At 71.4% G+C, this 18636-nt stretch carries 15 protein-coding genes and 1 pseudogene; 4 read left to right on the top strand and 12 right to left on the bottom strand.

From position 1 onward, the window contains the following. Positions 1 to 165 precede the first annotated feature (165 nt). From ACGWYJ_RS28230 to ACGWYJ_RS28190, 9 genes and pseudogenes are all read right to left on the bottom strand, one after another. A complete protein-coding gene (locus tag ACGWYJ_RS28230) occupies positions 166 to 381 on the bottom strand; it encodes a helix-turn-helix domain-containing protein (protein WP_395109426.1) in 216 nt (71 codons plus the stop codon). Positions 382 to 541: 160 nt separating this feature from the next. Then, complete coding sequence (locus ACGWYJ_RS28225) at positions 542 to 1219, bottom strand: DUF3631 domain-containing protein (protein WP_395109424.1); 678 nt, start codon at positions 1217 to 1219, stop codon at positions 542 to 544. Positions 1220 to 1766: 547 nt separating this feature from the next. Then, entirely contained in the window at positions 1767 to 2564 is a 798-nt protein-coding gene (locus ACGWYJ_RS28220; protein ID WP_395109423.1) for a bifunctional DNA primase/polymerase, read from the bottom strand. A 148-nt stretch (positions 2565 to 2712) separates the two neighbouring features. Beyond that, positions 2713 to 4158, bottom strand: a pseudogene (gene cofG / locus ACGWYJ_RS28215) (7,8-didemethyl-8-hydroxy-5-deazariboflavin synthase CofG); the annotation flags it as partial. A 146-nt stretch (positions 4159 to 4304) separates the two neighbouring features. After that, complete coding sequence (locus ACGWYJ_RS28210) at positions 4305 to 5231, bottom strand: LysR family transcriptional regulator (RefSeq protein ID WP_395109421.1); 927 nt, start codon at positions 5229 to 5231, stop codon at positions 4305 to 4307. 350 nt (positions 5232 to 5581) lie between these two features. Then, positions 5582 to 6511 (bottom strand): DNA-3-methyladenine glycosylase family protein, encoded by a 930-nt coding sequence (locus ACGWYJ_RS28205; protein ID WP_395109419.1) that lies wholly within the window; start codon positions 6509 to 6511, stop codon positions 5582 to 5584. Then, entirely contained in the window at positions 6504 to 7571 is a 1068-nt protein-coding gene (locus ACGWYJ_RS28200; protein WP_395109418.1) for a sugar phosphate nucleotidyltransferase, read from the bottom strand. Before ACGWYJ_RS28200 ends, ACGWYJ_RS28205 begins: the two co-directional genes overlap by 8 nt. Positions 7572 to 7708: 137 nt before the next feature. After that, the gene (locus tag ACGWYJ_RS28195; protein WP_395109417.1) at positions 7709 to 8851 is read right to left on the bottom strand and encodes a glycosyltransferase family 4 protein; all 1143 of its coding nucleotides are present in this window, start codon (positions 8849 to 8851) and stop codon (positions 7709 to 7711) included. 220 nt (positions 8852 to 9071) lie between these two features. Beyond that, positions 9072 to 9779, bottom strand: coding sequence for a class I SAM-dependent methyltransferase (locus ACGWYJ_RS28190; protein ID WP_395109416.1), 708 nt, complete (start codon positions 9777 to 9779; stop codon positions 9072 to 9074). Positions 9780 to 9904: 125 nt separating this feature from the next. Between ACGWYJ_RS28190 and ACGWYJ_RS28185 the strand changes: the two genes are divergently transcribed. Beyond that, positions 9905 to 10864, top strand: coding sequence for a YbhN family protein (locus tag ACGWYJ_RS28185; protein ID WP_395109415.1), 960 nt, complete (start codon positions 9905 to 9907; stop codon positions 10862 to 10864). Here ACGWYJ_RS28185 and ACGWYJ_RS28180 read toward each other — a convergent pair. From ACGWYJ_RS28180 to ACGWYJ_RS28170, 3 genes are all read right to left on the bottom strand, one after another. Beyond that, a complete protein-coding gene (locus tag ACGWYJ_RS28180; RefSeq protein WP_395109413.1) occupies positions 10848 to 11945 on the bottom strand; it encodes a glycosyltransferase family 4 protein in 1098 nt (365 codons plus the stop codon). The two genes, ACGWYJ_RS28185 and ACGWYJ_RS28180, sit on opposite strands and share 17 nt — an antisense overlap. 15 nt (positions 11946 to 11960) lie before the next feature. Continuing rightward, positions 11961 to 12896, bottom strand: coding sequence for a glycosyltransferase family 2 protein (locus ACGWYJ_RS28175; protein ID WP_395109431.1), 936 nt, complete (start codon positions 12894 to 12896; stop codon positions 11961 to 11963). A 67-nt stretch (positions 12897 to 12963) separates the two neighbouring features. Next, positions 12964 to 15069, bottom strand: a complete 2106-nt coding sequence (locus ACGWYJ_RS28170) for a hypothetical protein (RefSeq protein WP_395109411.1) — start codon at positions 15067 to 15069, stop codon at positions 12964 to 12966. Between the two features lie 55 nt (positions 15070 to 15124). On the opposite strand from ACGWYJ_RS28170, the gene ACGWYJ_RS28165 reads away from it, so the two are divergent. From ACGWYJ_RS28165 to ACGWYJ_RS28155, 3 genes are all read left to right on the top strand, one after another. Then, complete coding sequence (locus ACGWYJ_RS28165; protein ID WP_395109409.1) at positions 15125 to 15937, top strand: TIGR03089 family protein; 813 nt, start codon at positions 15125 to 15127, stop codon at positions 15935 to 15937. 77 nt (positions 15938 to 16014) lie between these two features. Beyond that, complete coding sequence (locus ACGWYJ_RS28160; protein ID WP_395109408.1) at positions 16015 to 17448, top strand: LCP family protein; 1434 nt, start codon at positions 16015 to 16017, stop codon at positions 17446 to 17448. 25 nt (positions 17449 to 17473) lie between these two features. After that, the gene (locus tag ACGWYJ_RS28155) at positions 17474 to 18628 is read left to right on the top strand and encodes an acyltransferase family protein (protein ID WP_395109407.1); all 1155 of its coding nucleotides are present in this window, start codon (positions 17474 to 17476) and stop codon (positions 18626 to 18628) included. The last annotated feature ends 8 nt before the right edge of the window (positions 18629 to 18636 follow it).

The raw sequence follows: 18636 nt of genomic DNA, 5'->3' as shown, positions 1-18636 counted from the left end.
GTCACCCACACGTAGGCTGCATAGCCGTTGCGGTAGGGAAAGATCGATCCTTCGCCATTAGCGCGGGCACGCTTACGGCGCTTCCGTTTTTCGTCGGGTTCTTCCAGTGTGCCGAGTGCGGTTTTGGTCATGTATCGGCCTTTCAGGGCTTGGCGGGGTGGTGGATCAGGCGGCGTGATCGGCCTCGCGTTCCAGTAGCTGGATGTACTCGGCGATGGCGCTGCCGGGGATGAGTCGGGACCGGCCTTCCTTGACCGATCGCAGGCGCCCGGTGCGGATGAGCTCGAAGACGGTGTTGCGGCCCAGGGAGAGCATGGCCATGACGTCTTCAACCTTGAACAGGCGCATGCTCGGCGGCACGTTGGGGGGCTGTTCGGACATGCTGGGGCGACCTCCGTTTGTGGGGGCGGCCCCGGCGCGGTTGCGTGGTGGTAAGCCCGCCGGGGCCGTGGTGCTTCCGGTTTGGGAGGGGTAGCCGTACCAGCCGTACCAGCGTCGTTTTCGCTGGTCAGGGCTGGTACGGCTTTTTGGGGTGGTACGGCTAAGCCGTACCAGGGTTTGAAGCCGTACCAGCGGTGACCTGGGGTTTTGAGGCTGGTACGGCTGGTACGGCTGTCCCGGGCAGGGTGAGCACGGTGGCGTCCCTGACGGGCGTTGCGGGCGGTTCGTGGGCGGGGCAGTACCGCGCCCAGGCGTCGAGGAAATCGGCGCGGTGGTAGCCCTTGGCTTGTTTGCCGGTGCCGGGGAATCGGATGGTGTCGGATCGGATGTCGTATTCGCGGAGTAGCGCCCCGAGTTTCATCGCGGTCAGCCCGTTGGGGCCGTAGTCGTTCCAGGGTGCTTCGGGGTCGGCCTTGAGCCGGTCGAGTAGGACGGCGGTGGGGAGGGCGGTGTCGGCGCCGAACGCGGTGCGGCAGTCGACCAGCAGCCGCAGCCGGGGCGAGAGTTGGCTGTTGTCTTCGGCCTCTGCGGTCAGCGCGAGTACGGCGGCGCGGGCGCGGGCGGGCCAGTGCCCGCCAGCGTGGTCGGCGACGGCGACCAGGGGTTCCCAGGTGTCGGCGGCGCGGTCTTCGACCGGCATTGCCGGTTCGGCCCTTTCCAGAGTTTCCAGGTCGGCGCGTAGCCACCGGTGCAGGTCGGCCGCCAACCGGCGCAGCGGGGGCCGGTCGCGTTTGTACCGGAACGGGGCGACGGTCTCGCCGGGGGCGCGGCGGCGCATCCGGATGAGACGGCGCGGTCTTCGATGGTGCCGGGCATGGCGCCGATGCCGGCGAGTGCGGCCATGGCGAAGGTGGGGATGGACTCGACGCGGTTGCGGGTGGCGTCGTAGCGCTTGGCGGGCCGGTTGCGCTGATGCCCCGCGTTCAGCAGCCCGCGCAGATCCTCGTTGCCCTCGGCGTTGGGGCCGAAGATGGTGTCGGCCTCATCCACCAGCAGCACCGGCGGGTCGGCGGTGATGGACCGGTAGACGGCGGCCGGGGAGGAGTTGACGGTGATGAAGGGGTCGTGGCAGGTGCCTTCAACCACGTCCAGCAGCCGGGATTTGCCGCACCGTTTCTCCGGTCCTTTGATGACCAGGCGGGGCGCGTGCGGCCATGCGGGTTGGGCGTGGGTGGCGGCGATCCACAGCGTGACGGCGTCGGCGGCGTGCTCGCTGGGCAGTACTACGTAGCGGGTCAGTGCGTCACGGAGATTGTCGAGCAGGGCGGCGCCGTTGACCGGTCCCCGGTCAGCAGCCTGGCCGATTGGCGTTGTATCGGGGTGGGTCATGAAGCGTGCCCCCCTGGTGATGGTGCGCGGGTGGGGATGTGTGGACATGGGTGGCCGTCACTCCCTTCGAGGGGTTCGGGGTGTCCTACGGCATCGCCCCCGGCGCCACCTCCCGCACCGGCACCTACCGGCACACCCGCGGCGACCTTGACCGCCCTGGGCACATGCCCGGATGGCTCCAGCCCGTCACGGTCACCACGCCATCGGGCGGCCGGCACCTGTGGTACCGCGCACCGGCCGGCGACCTGCGACAGGCGGGCGGCCGGCGAGGCATCGCCTGGCGCGTGGACATCAAGGCCGGATGGTCGCTCGACGTCGGTCGGCCAGGGATGAGGGCCGCCGCGTGCCCGCGCCAGGATCCGCAGCGCGTCGCGTCCATCCCGCAAGGCGCCGGGGCGATTCCACAGCTCGGCCGGGACGGGTTCGGTGGTCAGGTCGATGCCGGGCGGCAGGCCGGTCGCCAGGTCGGTGGGCAGGGCCTCGCCGTGGGTGTCGATGTCGATCAGCACTAGCAGCGACGGCCCCGCCGCGATCCCGGGAACGGCATCGGGCTGACGCCCCCACCACCTGGTAAGGCGGGCGGGGTCGGTTGTGGCGGCCCGTACTCCATGGCACCAGCCACCGGCCGGGATGCACGGGCATCCTTCGATGGCGTGGGCGGGGTGGCCTTGCCGATCGCGGCAGGTCGGGCAGTTGGCCAGGGGACGTTTACTGACCGGCGACAACGGCACCACATGCCAGCCGCGCGCCGCGTGATCGAGCGCGATTGCCAGCCCGGGGGGATGCCTAATCATGGGCGCCGTGAGCGAGCGCGCGACCGTACCGGCGTCCTGGACGGGAGGCATCCCCCCGCGCGCCGAGGCACGGATGGCCTCGGCCCGGCTGCGATCCCTCATTGCGGTGGCTCCTTTCATCCCGTGAGCCGCCCTCACCCGGCCGGGCGAGGGCGGCCTTCACGTCCGCGTCGAAGCGCGCGGGCGCGCTCATCCTCTCGCGCAGCGCGTCCCAGTCGCCGTAGACGGAGTCGAAGTCCTCGCGGCGGTCGGTGGTGCGCCCGGTGGTGTCGATCTCGACGTGCAGGTCGGTACGGCCCGTGCCGCCGAACGACTCGTAGCCACCGGCACCACTCGGGGCGCTTTCCGAACCGGGCTCCTGCCACGGGCGTCCCTCGACCACGGCGTCCTCGCGGGCCAGGCCGGTCTCGGGGTCGGCCAGGGCGGCGACGTGCGCGGTGAGACGCGGGTCGAGCCAGGGCTCGCCGCGCTTGACGTACTCGGGGTAGATCGTGAGCCGTTCCCGCAAGGTGAAGCCCTGCTCGGCGGTGCGGGCGGCCAGCTCGTCGATCTGCGGCCAGGGGCGTTCCGGGTTGACGTGGTCGGGGGTCAGCGGCGACACGCCGCCCCAGTCGTCGATCCCCGCCCGCAGCATCAGCGCGTACTGGTCGTCCACCAGGTTCGGCGGCGCCTGGACGCGCGCCTTCGGCCCCAGCACCAGCCGGGTCACGGCGATCGTCGCGGCCAGTTCCTCCAGCTCGGCGTCCGGGGTGTCGCGCATCTTGGTGTCGGGCTTGGCGCGGAAGTTCTGGACGATCACCTCCTGGATCGCGCCGTACTCCCGCATCGTCCTGCGGATCGCGAAGATCGCCTCGGCCCGCTCGCGCACCGTCTCCCCGATGCCGATCAGGATGCCGGTGGTGAACGGGACGTTGGTGCGGCCCGCGTCCTCCAGCACCCGGAGCCGCACGGCGGGGTCCTTGTCCGGCGACCCGAAGTGCGGGCCGCCCTTCTCGGTGAACAGCCGGGTCGCGGTCGTCTCCAGCATCATCCCCATCGAGGGCGACACCGGCTTGAGCCGCTGGAAGTCACGCCACCCCAGCACGCCCGGGTTGAGGTGCGGCAGCAGCCCGGTCTCCTCCAGCACGCGCACGGCCATCGCCCGCACGTACGAGAGCGTGTCGTCGTAGCCGTGCGCGTCCAGCCACTCCCGTGCCTGCTTCCACCGGTCCTCGGGACGGTCGCCGAGGGTGAACAGCGCTTCCTTGCACCCGAGCGCCGCGCCCTGCCGTGCGATCTCCAGCACCTCGTCCGGGCTGAGGAACGGCGACTCCAGCCGGTGCGGGACGGTCGCGAACGTGCAGTAGCCACAGCGGTCCCGGCACAGCCGGGTGAGCGGGATGAAGACCTTGCGGCTGTAGGTGATGACGCCGGGACGGCCCGCCGCCTCCAGCCCCGCGTCCCGGGTCCGCGCGGCGTGACCCAGCAGGTCGTCGAGCCGCTCGCCGCGTGCGTGCAGCAGGGTGGTGGCCTCGTCCAGATCCAGTGTCTTGCCGTCGCGCGCCCTGGCCAGCGCACGCCGGAGAGCGCTCTCGGTCACGCCGCCCCCGCTCATGGCCTCGCCTCCGCTCGGCGGCTCGCGACCGCCTCACTCGAAGTGCTCATGAAGCGCACTCTATGCCAAGCGTCATAGAAAATCAGGGGTGAAGACCACGAACCACGTGATCCGGAACATTCGGCACAGCCGCCGCACGGCCGAATCTATTCCCCCTCGGGCACTCCGCGCACGAGGCGGGGGAGGCGGGCGGCCAGGGCGTCGGCCGAGGCGCGCAGGGCGTCCAGGACGGCGCGGACGGACGGCCGCACCTCGGCGCCCACCCTCGTCCACATCACCATGCGGCGCTGGACCCCGCCCTCGGCGAGGTCGACCGGCACGATACCGGCCTCCCCCTCCGCGACCGCCAGATAGGGCAGGAACGCGGCGGCCCGCGCCCGCGCCACCATCGTCCGGACCACCAGGACGTCGTTGGACCGGTACCGCACGTCCGGCCGGAACCCGCCCAGCTCGACACAGGTGCGTTCGAGAAGGTCGGCGAGGTTGGTGCCGGCGCGGCTCGTCGCCCAGGCGCGACCGGCCAGCTCGGCCATCGACACCGGCCCGGTCCCGGCCAGCGGGTCGTCCTCCGCGAGCACGAGCCGCATCGGCTCGGTGATCAGCACCTCGGCGGCCAGTTCGGGACGGTGCGGGCGGGGCAGGTGGCTGTACTCGTCGGTCAGCACGACATCGATCTCGGCCATCACCAGCGCTTGCAGCACCCGGTGGAACTCCTCGTCCAGGACGTCCACCACCAGCTCCGGATACGCCTCCGCCAGTCGCGGCAGCGCGGGCGCGAGCACGTGCAGCAGCGCCGTCTGGAAGCCGACCAGCCGTACCACGCCCGCGACCCGGCCGCTGGCGGCCAGCGTCTCCTCCTCCGCACGCTGCGCCTGAGCCAGCAGCGTCTCGGCGTGACCGGCCAGCGTCTCCCCCGCCGCGGTCAGCCGCAACCGGCGCCCGACCCGTTCGACCAGCTCGACACCGGCGTCCTTCTGCAACTGGGCGAGCTGCTGCGACACCGCGGACGGGCTGTAGCCCAGGGCGTCCGCGGCGGCGCCCACCGTGCCGCGCAGCTTGAGCTCGCGCAGCATCCGTAACCTGCCGAGATCCAACATTGTGAAGCGATTCTTACACGAATCCTGCAGCAACTGTCGCTGGACCTGAATGATTCAACGCACGAGAATGAAGTCACCGCGGTTCAGTGAAGGGCCCCTGGCCAGGGCTCACCCCAGCCGTTCTCACCGCTAGGACACCACCATGTGGATCATTCTCCTCCTCGTCGCCCTGGCCGTCCTCGGACCGCTGTTCGGCACCGACACCCGCGACGGCCTCGACTGGACGCCCGGCCACTTCTGGCGGCGGCCCAGGCAGCGCCACGGCGACGCCCCTCCTGTAGGCGGCGAGCGCGTCCCGGCGCACGGTGTTCCGGCGCACGGTGGCGTCAGAAGCCCCGGTAGTCACGAACGGGAAGACGCGGCCCCCGGCGGGGCGGCGCCGCGCCGCCCAGTTCGAGCAGCCTGGTGACCCGGTGCCGGTGACCCGCGTATGGGGCGAGCAGCTCCAGCATCCCGGCGTCGTCCACCTTCCGCCCGGCCAGCGACCAGCCCACCAGCCCCGGCAGGTTGTAGTCACCGACGGAGACGGCGTCGGCGTCGCCGACGGCCCGCTGCCGGATCTCCGCCGCCGTCCACACGCCGATCCCCGGCAGCGAACGCAGCCGGGGCTCGGCCGCGTCCTCCTCCAGCCGGTCCGCGACCCGCGCGGCCCCGATGATCGTCCTGGCCCGGACCGGCTCGGCGCCGGACCTGTGCCACTCCCACGACGGGATCCTGATCCACACCTCGGGCGGCGGCGGCACCCGCAGCGCCGGATTGCCCGGGGCGGGACGCCCGAACCGGCGCAGCAGGTACGACCAGGCACGGTACGCCTCCAAGCCGAGGACCTTCTGCTCCAGCACCGCGGGGACCAGGGCCTCGAAGACGCGGCCGGTCCGGCCGATCCGCAGCCCGGGATGGCGCGCCGCCGCCTCCTGGACGACCGGATGCCGGGGCTCGAACTCCTCGGGGACGTCCCGCGCCCCCAGCAGGTCCGGGACCCCCTCCAGCAGCCAGTCCGCGCCCGGCCCCCAGGCGGCGGCCTCGACGACGTGCCCGCGCGCCCGCAGCCGCAGCGTCCCGGGGCCCTCCGGGGTGTACGAGGCACGCCAGACCGTCCCGTCCCGCTCGATCCGGAACGCCGGGTCCCGCCGCCCGCGCCGGTGCGGCAGCAGCGTCAGCCCTAGATCGACCGCGAACCCCGGCTCCCACAACCGGACGCGCGGCACGCCGTCACCCGACCCGGCGGAAAGCTCGCCGGCGGCCACCTCAGGCATCGGCGGAGAACCGCACCGCCGTGGCGGGCAACTCGACCTCAGGCCAGACGCGCAGCCCGCCCCGCAGCTCGTTGCCGGGGCCGACCACCGCGCCGTCGCCGAGGACGACACCGTCCAGCACCGCCCCGGGGCCGACCCTCGCGTCGTGGCCCAGCACCGAGTCGTGCACGGTGGCGCCCTCCGCCACGAACGCCCCGTCCAGCAGGACGCTGCCCGTGACCGTCGCGCCGGGCTCCACGACCGCGCCGCGGCCCACCGTCGTGCCGCCGCCGACCGTGGCGCCCTCCCTCACGTCGGCCCCTTCGAGGACCAGCAGCTCGCCGGGCGGGCCGGGCATGGCGGACGACTCCAGCCGGCCCAGCACCAGATCGCGGGAGCCTTGGACGAACGCCTGCGGGGTGCCCACGTCCAGCCAGTACTCCGACTCCACATAACCCATCACGACCGCGCCGGAAGTGATCATCTCGGGGAAGGTCTCGCGCTCGACCGACACGACCCGTCCGGGCGGGATGGCGTCGATCGCGTCGCGCCGGAAGACGTAGCAGCCCGCGTTGATCTGGTCGGTGACCGGATCCGGGGTCTTCTCCAGGAACGCGGTGACCCGGCCCCGCCCGTCGGTGGGCACGCAGCCGAAGCGGGACGGGTCCTCCACGGGCGTCAGGTGCAGCGTCGCCGCGGCCCCCGCCTTCTCGTGCAGCGCCACCTGGGACACCACGTCGTGACCCGACAGGATGTCGCCGTTGAGGACAAGGACGGGCTCCTCGGAGCCGCAGGTGAGGGCGCGTGCCGCGTTCCGGATGGCGCCGCCGGTGCCGAGCGGCTCGTCCTCGCACACGTAGACCAGGTCGACGCCGTAGGCGCGGTCGCCGAACGCGGCCTCGAACATCCCCGCCCGGTAGGACGTGGCGAACACGATGCGCTTCACGCCCGCCGCCTTGGCGCGCGCCAACTGGTGGGCCAGGAAGGGGACGCCCGCCGTGGGAAGGAGGGGTTTCGGGGTGGAGATGGTCAACGGCCGCAGGCGGGTGCCCTGTCCGCCGACCAACAGGATCGCTTCCAAAAGGCTCCTTCCACGACTTCGACGACGGCCGGTTCGGGCCCCGGCCTCCTCGGCTGGAAACGGTCCGGCAGAGCCTACTGGCAACGAGTGAACAACCGGGCGCTACCTGCGCGGTCGGCTATCCGGGACGGCCCTTTCTACCCCGGGGTGGCGTACTTGGCGACGGCCCGCTCGTACGACATCAGGTGGGCCTCGGCGGAGGCGTGCCAGCTGAAGCCCTGCGAGCGCTCGTAGGCGGCGTCGGCCAGGGCGGCACGCCGGTCCGGGTCCTCGATCAGGGCCTCCAGGGCGGCGGCGATGGACGACGCGTCCGGCTCCGTGTAGGCGACGGCGTCCCCGCCGACCTCGGGCAGGGGACCGCGGCGCGTGGTGAGGACGGGCGCGCCGCAGGACATGGCCTCCAGCACGGGAAGCCCGAAGCCCTCGCCCCTGCTCGGCAGCGCCACCGCCAGCGCGCCGCCGAAGAAGCCGGGCAGCGCGGGCCACGGCAGGTAACCGGGGCGCACCACGTTCAGCTCCAGGGGGACGGTGGACAGCGCCGCGTCGACCTCGTCGTCCCATCCGCCGCTGCCCGCCAGCACGAGCGCGGGCGGGTCGGGGTAGTCGGAGCAGGCCCGCACCCAGCCCCTGATGAGGTTGGGCACGTTCTTGCGCGGCTCCAGGGCGCCCAGGTAGGCGACGTACGGGTGGCCGTGCAGGCCCAGCCGGTCGGAGACCCGCTTGATCTCGTCCGCGGACGGGCGGTGGAACACCTCGTGGTCAACGCCGTGGTACGCCACGTCGATGCACGCGGGGTCGGCGCCCAGCAGCCGCACCAGCTCGTCCCTGGTGGCACGGGACGGGGCGATCAGCCGGGTCGCGCGGCGGGCCGCCGTGCGGGTCGCCGACTTGATGTAGGTGGTGCGCACCGGGTCGTGTATCTCGGGCTCGGCGAACAGCGTCACGTCGTGGATGGTCACCACGGTGGGGCGGCCCGCCTGGATGGGGATCGTGTACGTCGGCAGGTGGATCACGTCCGCGTTCACCTGCCGCGCCACGTACGGCAGCCCGGACTGCTCCCAGGACAGCCTGGACGCCCGGTGCGCCAGCGCGGCCGGGCCCTTGACGATCTGGGCCTGCGGCGCGAGCGCGCCGTACCGTTCCTCGTCCGCGCGCTGGCACGCCACGGCGAGGTCGGCCCCGAGCTCGTGCAGGGCCCGCAGCAGACCGTCGACGTACCGTCCCAACGCCCCGCGATCGGCGGGGACCGCAGTGGCGTCGAGCAGAATCCGAGGTGCCAAAGGTCCACCCCTATCCGGGCTTGGTGTTCTCTCTGGGGGCGGACCCCCAGTCCCCCAGGGCTACCGCCCGAAGGCCGGTGGAGTGAAAGGGGCTCACTCCCCCGTCCACCCCGAGCCTACGCCGAACAGGGCCGAACGTGAGCAACGCCACCCAGTTCCTGGCGTAGCGCAACCCAGGTGAAACATTCCGTTGGGCTGGGCGTAGACCGGGCGGTGACGATCAGTCACGCTTGCGGGCGCGGATCAGCACGATGCTGCCGCGCTCGTTGGGCGCCTTGCGGTCGGTCATGGCCACCAGCGGGATCAGCGGCGCCGCCGCGTTGAAGCCGACCTTGCCTCCGTACGCCGACAGCGACAGGTACAGCCGCTCGGCCGCGGCGGTGCGGAACTGGTAGGAATGCTTGATCACGTCGAGCCCGCGCGCGTCCATCAGCTTGCCCAGGCTCTCGTGGGTGTAGGTGTGCTGGACGTGGTACTTGGCCTTGTGCGCGTCGCGCAGCTTCGGCCAGGCGTCGGCACGGCTCAGCACGTCGGCGGACATGAAGATCTCCCCGCCCGGCCTGAGCACGCGGGCCATCTCGTCCAGGGACCTGCCGCCGTCGTCGAAGTGCTCGATGGCGCAGACCGACAGGATCGCGTCGAACGAGCCGTCCGCGAACGGCAGCCGCAGCGCGTCGCATTCGATCAGCGCGGGCGCGTGCGCCAGCGTCCTGCCGTACTCCATCTTGCTGCGCATCAGGTCGATCGAGACGGCCTCGGCGCCGCGCCTGCGCGCCCGCCCGGCCCAGTAGCCGTCGCCGCCCGCCACGTCCAGGACGCGCTTGCCGGTCAGATCCGGCCCCATCCAGTCGAGCAGCGTCCCGGCCTCGCGGTACCGGCACACGTGTACCTGGTGCCCCATGAAGGCGACCACATCGGAAATCCTCATCCCGCCCAACTCTAGGGCGCCGTCAGCCCGGCCAGGACGTACTCCAGGTAGCGCGCGAGCGACACGCGAGGGAGAGGGCGTGGCCCCACTAGTCTGGGCGGCATGGCCGAGGAAGCGGGCACGGTGTGAGATCCAGAGCGATCCTGGTACGGGGGCTGCGGGTCCTGCTCGTGCTGCTCGCGCTCGGGTTCTGCGTCTACAGCGTGGCGGCCCAGTGGGACGAGACGGTACGGGCGTTCAGGGCCCTGTCATGGGCGACGATGGTGGGCGCGTTCGCCGTGGCCTGCGCCGGGTCGTTCGTGTGGATGCTGGGCTGGCGCGCGTTCCTGGCCGGCCTGGGGTCGCCGCTGCCCGTGCGGGCGACGTTCCGGATCTCGGCGATCTCCCAGCTCGGCAAGTACGTGCCCGGCAAGGTGTGGGCGCTGCTGACGCAGATCGAGATGACCCGGGAGTACAAGGTGCCCCGGCTGCGCAGCTTCAGCTCCCAGATGCTGGCGATCGCCACCTCGTGCGCGGCCGGCCTGGCACTGGCCGCGGTCACGCTGCCGCTGACCTCGGACGCCGCCAGGAACCGGTACTGGTGGCTGTTCGCGCTGGCACCGGTGCTGCTGGTGGCGCTCCACCCAAGGATCGTCACCTGGTGCCTGGACACCGCGCTGAAGCTGGTGAAGCGGCCCCCGCTGGAACACCCGGTCAGTCTGGGCAGGACGCTGGTGGCCGTGGGCTGGACCATGCTCGGGTGGGTCGTGTACGGCGTCCACCTGTGGATGCTGTGCGCCGCCGTGGGCGGCAAGGGCGCAGAGCTGCCGTTCCAAGCGGCCGGGGCCTACGCGCTGGCCTTCGTGGTGGGCCTGCTGGTGTTCATCGCGCCAGGCGGGATCGGAGCGCGCGAGGCGGTGCTGGTGATGGTGCTCAGCCCCGTCCTGCCCGCCGGTGGGCCGATCCTGGTGGCGCTCTCGTCCCGGGTCCTGCTGACGCTCGCCGATCTGGGCCTGGCCGGTGTCGCCTTCCTGATGGGGCGCAACAGGCGTCCCGTCCGAGACGAGGGCGTTCAGGCCGAGGAACAGGTCAGCGCTCCCCAGTAGACGTGAGGACCTCCACGTAGGTGTTCCAGAGCGGGGTGTGGTCCACGGGCCGGACGGCCGCGCGCAGCCGTTCCGGCTCACCGGAAGCGTAGAAGCGCTTGAGGGCGTCGGCGAGCGACCCGACGTCATCGGGCTCGCAGATGAGGCCGTCCACGCCGTCCCGCACCTGGTCGGGGAAGCAGCCAACGCGGGTGGCGATGACCGGGACGCCGTACTCGTAGGCCATCCACACGTTCTGGGACGCCGTCGCCGACCGGTACGGCAGCACCAGCGCGTCGGCGGAGGCGAACAGCTCGGGCACCTCCGCCGCGGGGACGTAGCCGGGACGCAGCTCCACGCGCCCCGTGAGGCCGAGTTCACTGATCAGCGCCTCGGTCTGCTCCATGCCGCCCCAGAACTCCCCGGCCACGGTGAGGGAGACGCCGTCCGGCCCGGAGGCCAGGGCGCGCAGCAGCACGTCCAGGCCCTTGTACTGGCGGATCATCCCGAAGAACAGCAGCCGGTCACGCCGTCCCGTGACCGCGGCCGGGGCGGGCGCGGCACCGGGCGTGGACGTGGGCAGGTGGGCGGGCATCTCGGCCACCCGCACGGGGCGTGAGGTGAGGCCGCGGGCCAGTTCCGCCTGCGGCTCGGAGTGGACGAGGACGCCGTCCACCCGGCGCAGCAGGGCCTTCATCAGCGGCATGTCGTAGGGCTTGCGCTCGTGCGGCAGGACGTTGTGGCACAGCGCCACCGCCCGCGCGCCCTTCCGCAGCCCCGACAGGATGCCGAGGTAGGCGGGAACCTGGACGGAGGTGAGCACCGTCAGCACCACCAGGTCGAAGGAACGCAGGTCGCGGCCGACGCGCCACCAGCCGTGGGGCCGGCCCCAGTGGAGCCGGTGCCGGGTGCCGGGGAAGGGCTCCCCCTCCGGCTCGGAGATCGTCGCCTGCCCCGGATACAGGAACCCGGGGTACTGGGCGCGCCAGGACTCCAGCACGGTGACGTGCCCTGCCGCCGCCAGCCGGTGCGCCAGCTCGGTGGTGTGGTGCGCGCCGCCCCCCTTGTACGGGAACGCCGGGCCCACGATCGCGACCCTCATGGCGTCGGCGGGCCCTCACACATCGCCGCGGGAGCGGACGATCAGGTCGGCCAGCAGCGCCATCGAACCGATGATCAACCCGGTGACGAAGATCATGATCGTGTTGTTGGCGAAGTAGCCGAAGTGAACGATCATGTCGTACACGCCCTTGACCAGCCCGATCCCGACCAGCCACAGCGCGAGCGGCATCAGCACCTTGAGCGGGTTGAAGTACATCACCATCCGCAGCACCTGCAGGATGTAGCGGTAGGCGTCCTTGAAGAACCTGAACTTCGACTTGCCCGCCCGCTTGGCGTACTCGATCGGCACGTAGCGCACCGGGTGCTGGTTGGACAGGAACGCGATGGTGATCGTGGTGACGCAGGAGAACCCCGGGGGCAGCAGCCTCAGATAGGGCAGCGACACCTCGCGCCTGAACGCGCGCAGCCCCGAGTTCAGGTCGGGGATCTTGGAGTTGGTCAGCCGCTCGGCCACCTTGCGGATGAACCACTTGGCGGGCACCCGCAGCGCCTTGTGCGAGCCCTCCTCGCTGGTGCGCGCGCCGACGACCTGGTCCACCGAGGGGTCGGAGTCGAGGATGTCGACCAGCTCGGGGATCCGCTCGTTGGGATAGGTCATGTCCGCGTCGGTCCACACCACGATGTCGCCGCGCGCCTGCTGGCTGCCGATCCGCCGGACGGTGCCCGAGCCGCTGTTGTGCTGGAAGGCGATCACCCGCATGTGCGGGAACCGCGGGGCGGCCTCCCGCAGCCGTTCCAGCGTGGCGTCGGTCGAGCGGTCGTCCACGGCCAGCAACTCGTAGGCGTGGCCGCTGTTGTCCATCGCCTTGCAGATGCGCTCCACCTCGTCGATGACGTGGTCCTGCTCGTTGTAGCAGGGCAGGACGATCGTCACGTGCACACGGCCGCCCGCCGGGTCGGCGCCGGGGGACCCGGCCGCGTCGGCGGGCATCTGGGGCGGCGCTGAAGACTCGGTGCTCACGCCCGGCGAGGATACTCGTCCTCGCGTGTCGATTTCCTCATCGTGAGGGTTCGGCGATCCATACGTTGAGGGTGAGGCTCCAGGTCCCGTTCGGCGGCTCGGTCAGCGTCCGCTCGTCCTGGCGGGCGAGCATCGCCACCGCCCGGACGGGCGTGGCGTACGGCGCGACGTGCCGGGCCTGGCTGCCGAGGATCACCGGCCGCCGCCCGGCCGCGTGGATCCGCCCGATGACGCGGCGCACGTCGTCCCGGCTCGCGGTGGAGAGGGTACGGGCGGCCGGCACCCCGCACATGCCCCTGATGACCTGGAGAAGCCGGTCGGCGCTGGACCGGTCGACCACCACCACCGTCGCGTCCGGGCCGAGCCTGTCGCACATCCGGCGGACGGCGGCCAGCTCGCCCTGGTCGGTCCTGGCGACGATGATCCCGGCGGACACGGTGAGGATGGGCACCAGGAGCAGCAAAGCCGCCACCACCGCCGTCCACCGGACGGTGCGCGGGGAGTAGCCGGTGCGCCTCACCCGCGCCATCGTCCAGGCCGTGCCCCAGATCGCGAACAGCAGCATCCCGGGGATCGCCACGGCGATCAGCCTGCGCGACGCCCACGGATGGTCGGGGGTGATGTTCGGCATGGAGAGCACCAGCACCGTCGTCCAGGCGATCATGGCGTAGGGCAGCAGCCACTGTGGCGCCCTCCCCCGGACCAGCCGCCTGGCCAGCAGCGCGGCGCCGAGCGTGGCCAGCAGCAGCGCGGGCAGGCCGATGTACCAGATCATCCAGTACAGGGACATCTCCGAGTACTGGCGGGTGCCGTCGATCGGCAGCCCGCTGAGGCGCTGCACGAACTCGATGAACGCCACGTTCAGCTCGTCGTCGGAGTTGGCGGGCTCCCGCCGCACCGTCTGCACCAGGGGCCGGACGGCGAACGCGGCCACGACCAGCACCGCGAACACGGCGGCGGCGTCCGGCCCCCGGCCCCGGCGCAGCGCCGCGCCCGCCCGGCGCAGCCGGGACGCGGTGACCTCCCAGCGCAGCACGATCACCATGACCACCGTCGCGGCCACCAGCGCCCCGCAGATGAGCAGCAGCGGCACGAGCGACCTGTGCAGATAGTCCAGGTACGGGCGGGACAGCAGGAAGCCCTCGGCCAGCCCCGCGCCCGCCCCCAGGAACAGCCCGGCGGCCAGCGGAACGCCGGTGCGGCGCCGCCAGGCGATCAGCAGTCCCGCGAACACCACGGCGGGCATCACGTCCCGCAGCCCGTCGATCCGCACCAGCACGATCAGCCCGAGCGCCAGCCCGCCGAGGAACGCCCTCACCCGGTCGTCCCGGCCCGCGTCCCGGGAGAGGTCGCAGACCAGCGCGAGCCCGCCGAAGAGCAGGATCATCGTGGGCAGCTCGCTGTAGGTGGACCGCGAGACCCACACCATCGGCAGCGTCAGCGCCAGCAGCAGCGCCCCCGCGGAGGCCCAGCGCGGCCCCACCAGGCGCGCCACGATCCCGCCGAACGCCATCACCGCGCAGGCCCCCATCAGCGGGGCCATCACGAGCATCCCGTACGTGCCGCCGATCCACCCGCCCAGCGCCAGCAGCAGCGGGAGCCCGGCCATGAACTGCGGGACGAGGTCGTCCCCCACCTCGTAGAACGCCGGGCTGCCGTAGCGCAGGACGGGGTCGCCGCCGCCGAACGCCGCCCGGTCCTGCGGGATCGGCAGCGAGCCGTGCTCCTGCAACCAGGTCGCGAACTGGACGTAGGAGGCCGGGTCGCGCCGCACGATGATCTGCTCGGCCAGCATCAGCACCTGGACGACCAGGAAGACCAGTCCGATCGCCAGCACCCCGCCCGGCGCCGACCAGGACACCTCGCCGCGGATGCCGCTCCGCCGGCCGCGCAGCACCGGCCACAGCATCAGCGCCGCGACGGGCACGAACAGCCCGATCGCCGGAAGGGGCCGGAACCAGCCGGCCAGCAGCAGCGGCAGCGACACCACCAGCCAGGCGACGATCAGCAGCGCCGGGACCACGGGGAGAAGGCCGAGCACCCGCCCGGCGCGGTCCGTACGTCCGGGCTCGGCGGTCTCCGGCGGCGTCGCGTCCGTACCCGGGCGGTCGGGCGCGGGCGTCGTCGAGTGAGGCTGTGTCATCGATGCGGAGCGTAGTACCTCACACCTCTACGCTGCGCCTCTACGCTCATGCCTCATGAACGCGATCGGACCTGCGGACCTGCTGCGGCGGAGGGTGGCCGGCGACCCGGCCCGGCCCCTGGTCACCTTCTACGACGACGCCACCGGCGAGCGGGTTGAGCTGTCGGCCCGCACCTTCGACAACTGGGTGGCCAAGACGGCCAACCTGCTGGTGGACGGGCTGGGCGCGGAGCCGGGAACGCGGGTGGTGCTGGTCCTGCCGCCGCACTGGCAGACCGCCGTGTGGCTGATGGCCTGCTGGTCGGCCGGGATGGTCGCGGTGCCGCGCGAGATGGGCGGGACGGCCGAACCGTTGGACGTCCCCTCTCCGTACGTCCTGGTGTCCGCGGAGGAGGTGCTGGACCGGATGGCGACCGACCGGGACGCCGAGGAGGTCGTGGGCCTCTCGCTGCACGCGCTGGGCGGCGGCCTCACCGCCGCGCCGCCCGGCGTCGTCGACTACGCGGTGGAGGTGCGCGGTTACGGCGACCGCTTCGTTCCAGGACCGGAGGTGACGCCCGAGGCACCCGCGTTGGATGTGACAAAGGACACACTCACCGGGGCGCGACTGGTGGAGGAGGCCCATGAGGCCGCAGGGAAATGGCACCTCGACGCACGTGATCGAGTTCTGGTTGACATGGCCTACACCACACTCGATGGCATACTCGCGGGCCTTCTTGCACCACTAGCCTCGGGTGCTTCCGTCATAATCCAACGAAACTTCACTAAACCCTCCCTTGACCGACGCTTGACCGTGGAGCATGTGACGGCGGTGGCGGGTGTGCCCGGATGGAATGACCCAACCGGGTCCGCTCGCAGGCTGCTCTGACCTAACCTCAGTGTGTTTCCGACCCCGCAGGCGGGTCCGCCGCGTCCCCTCGGCGAGCCCACCGCATCACGGAGCCGATGAACAGCAACCCGATGTACATGGAGTACGTCGACGACGCCGATGAGGCAGTGGCACCCTCGGCACGTCGGCGCGGCTGGCGCGTCCTTGGCTGGGTGTCCGTCGGACTGTCGGTGCTGATGGTGGCAGGGTCGCTCACCGCCTACGGCGTCTACCGCAAGGCGCTGGGCAACATCGCGCACGAGGACGCCAACGCGCTGCTCGGCCCCAACCGCCCGAAGAAGCTCAACAGCGCGATGAACATCCTGCTGCTGGGATCGGACACCCGGGCCGGCGCCAACGCCAAGTACGGCCGCAGCATGGTGAAGGACCCGCCGCGCTCGGACACGATGATCCTGCTGCACCTGTCGCCCGGCGGCGGGCAGGCCCTGGGCATCAGCTTCCCCCGTGACCTGATGGTCCCGATCCCGTCCTGCAAGCTGCCCAACGGCCACCGCACCCCGGCGCAGTCGATCGGCCAGATCAACTCCTCGTTCACCTACGGCGGCGCGTCCTGCGTGATCAAGACGATCGAGGGCTTCACCAATATCAAGGTCGATCACTTCATCCAGATCGACTTCAACGGCTTCAAGGCGATCACCGACGCGGTCGGCGGCGTCGAGGTCTGCCTCCCCAAGGCGGTCAACGACCCGCAGTCGAAGCTGCGGCTCGGCAAGGGCAGGCACATCGTCAAGGGCGAGATGGCGCTGGCCTACGTCCGCAACCGCAAGGGCCTCGGTGACGGTTCCGACACCGACCGCATCAAGCGGCAGCAGAAGTTCATGGGCGCGCTGGCCAACAAGGCGATGAGCGCGGGCGTGCTGTCCAACCCCAACCGGCTGCTGCAGCTGATGAACGCCACCACCAAGTCGCTCACCACCGACAGCGAGCTGACGCCGCAGGTGATGATGCGAATCGCGTCCGGCATGCAGGGCATGTCCTCGGGCAAGCTGCGGTTCGTCACCGTCCCGTGGGGGGCGTACGCGCTCGACAAAAACCGGGTCGCGCTCCGCCAGCCGGACGCCAACCGGTTCTTCGCGGCGGTCCGCAACGACAAGACGGTGCCGAGCGACAAGCCCAAGCAGGCCATCACGTCCAAGATCCCGCCGGGCCAGGTGCGGGTGCGGGTCTACAACGCCAGCGGCATCAACGGCCAGGCCAAGCGGGTCGCCGACGACCTGGAGTCACAGGGCTTCCAGGTCACCGTCGGCGGCAACGCCAAGCCGACCGCCACCACCCGGGTGCTGTACGGTCCGGGCGCGGACCAGCACGCCCTGACCGTCAACGCGCTGCTCCCCAACCCGCCGCAGCCCGCGCCGCGCAAGAGCGGGACACCCGGAGTCGTCGACCTCGTCGTCGGATCCAACTGGAGCGCCCTGAAGAACAGCCAATCCGGAGGGATCCCCACCCAGGCGGGCGAGGTCAAGGCCACCGACGACATCTGCAAGGAATAGCCGACCTCGACCAAGGACTCCCAGGGTGACGGCACCAGCTCCCCTTCCCACCGACCAGGACCCGCGCAGCGCGAAGAACGGCGGCGAGCCGCCCCGGCGGGCGCCGGAAGAGGAGGCGGCCGCCGGGGCGGCGCGGCCGCGCAAGGAACGCGACCCGTTCTTCGACAACGCCAAGTTCCTCGCGATCCTGCTGGTGGTGATCGGGCACTCGCTCGCCTACCGGCTCGACGTGCCGATGGCCAGGGGCCTGTACCTGTTCATCTACGCCTTCCACATGCCGCTGTTCATCGTGATCACCGGCTACTTCTCGCGGAACTGGACGTTCTCCGGCGGCAAGGCGCGCAAGGTGATCACCAACCTGGGCGTGCCGTACCTGGTCTTCGAGACGGCCTACTCGCTGTACGACACGGTGGTCGGCGGCAACGGGCTCAAGATCAGCCTGCTGGACCCGTACTTCCTCACCTGGTTCCTGTGCGCGCTATTCTTCTGGCGCCTGTCCACGCCGGTCTGGCAGCAGATCCGGTGGCCGCTGGCGGTGGCGGTGGGATTCTCGCTGCTGTCGTACATGAGCGATCTGGGCGACACCTTCGACATCCACCGGGTGATCGGGCTGCTCCCGTTCTACGTGCTGGGGCTGATGCTCCGCCCCGAGCACTTCGAGCTGCTGAAACGGCCCGCCGCGAGGATGGTGGGCGCGTGCTCGCTGGCCCTGGGCCTGGGCGTGGCGTACCTGGTCATGCACCGCATGTCGCTGAGCTGGATCTACTGGAAGCACCCGTATGCCGAGCTGGGCGTGGACAACCTCACCGGCACGGTGATGCGGCTCGCGATGCTGGTCTGTGGAACGGTCCTGGTGGCCTCGTTCCTGGCGGTCGTGCCCAAGCACCGCACGTGGTTCACCCATCTCGGCGCGACCACCCTGTACGCCTACCTGCTGCACGGCTTCGTCACCCGGCTGCTGGCGTTCACCGACTGGTGGGACGCGGCGTGGCTGAACACCGTCCCCGGGCTGATCGCCGTGATCGCCGGCGCCGCGGCGGTCGGCACGTTCCTGTGCTCCAGGCCGGTCGTCCGTACCATGAGCTGGGCACTGGAACCCAAGATGACCTGGGCCTTCACTCCCCTGAGGCGGCCCGGGGGAACCACGGCGCGCCGCCGTGCGAACACGATACGGGGCTGATCCCCCGG

Origin of the sequence: Actinomadura sp. SCN-SB (genome assembly GCF_043906805.1) — a bacterium.
In the GTDB taxonomy this organism is placed as follows: domain Bacteria; phylum Actinomycetota; class Actinomycetes; order Streptosporangiales; family Streptosporangiaceae; genus Spirillospora.
The sequence above is the reverse complement of the archived record's forward strand: the minus strand, read 5'-3'. Positions and strand labels throughout refer to the sequence as shown.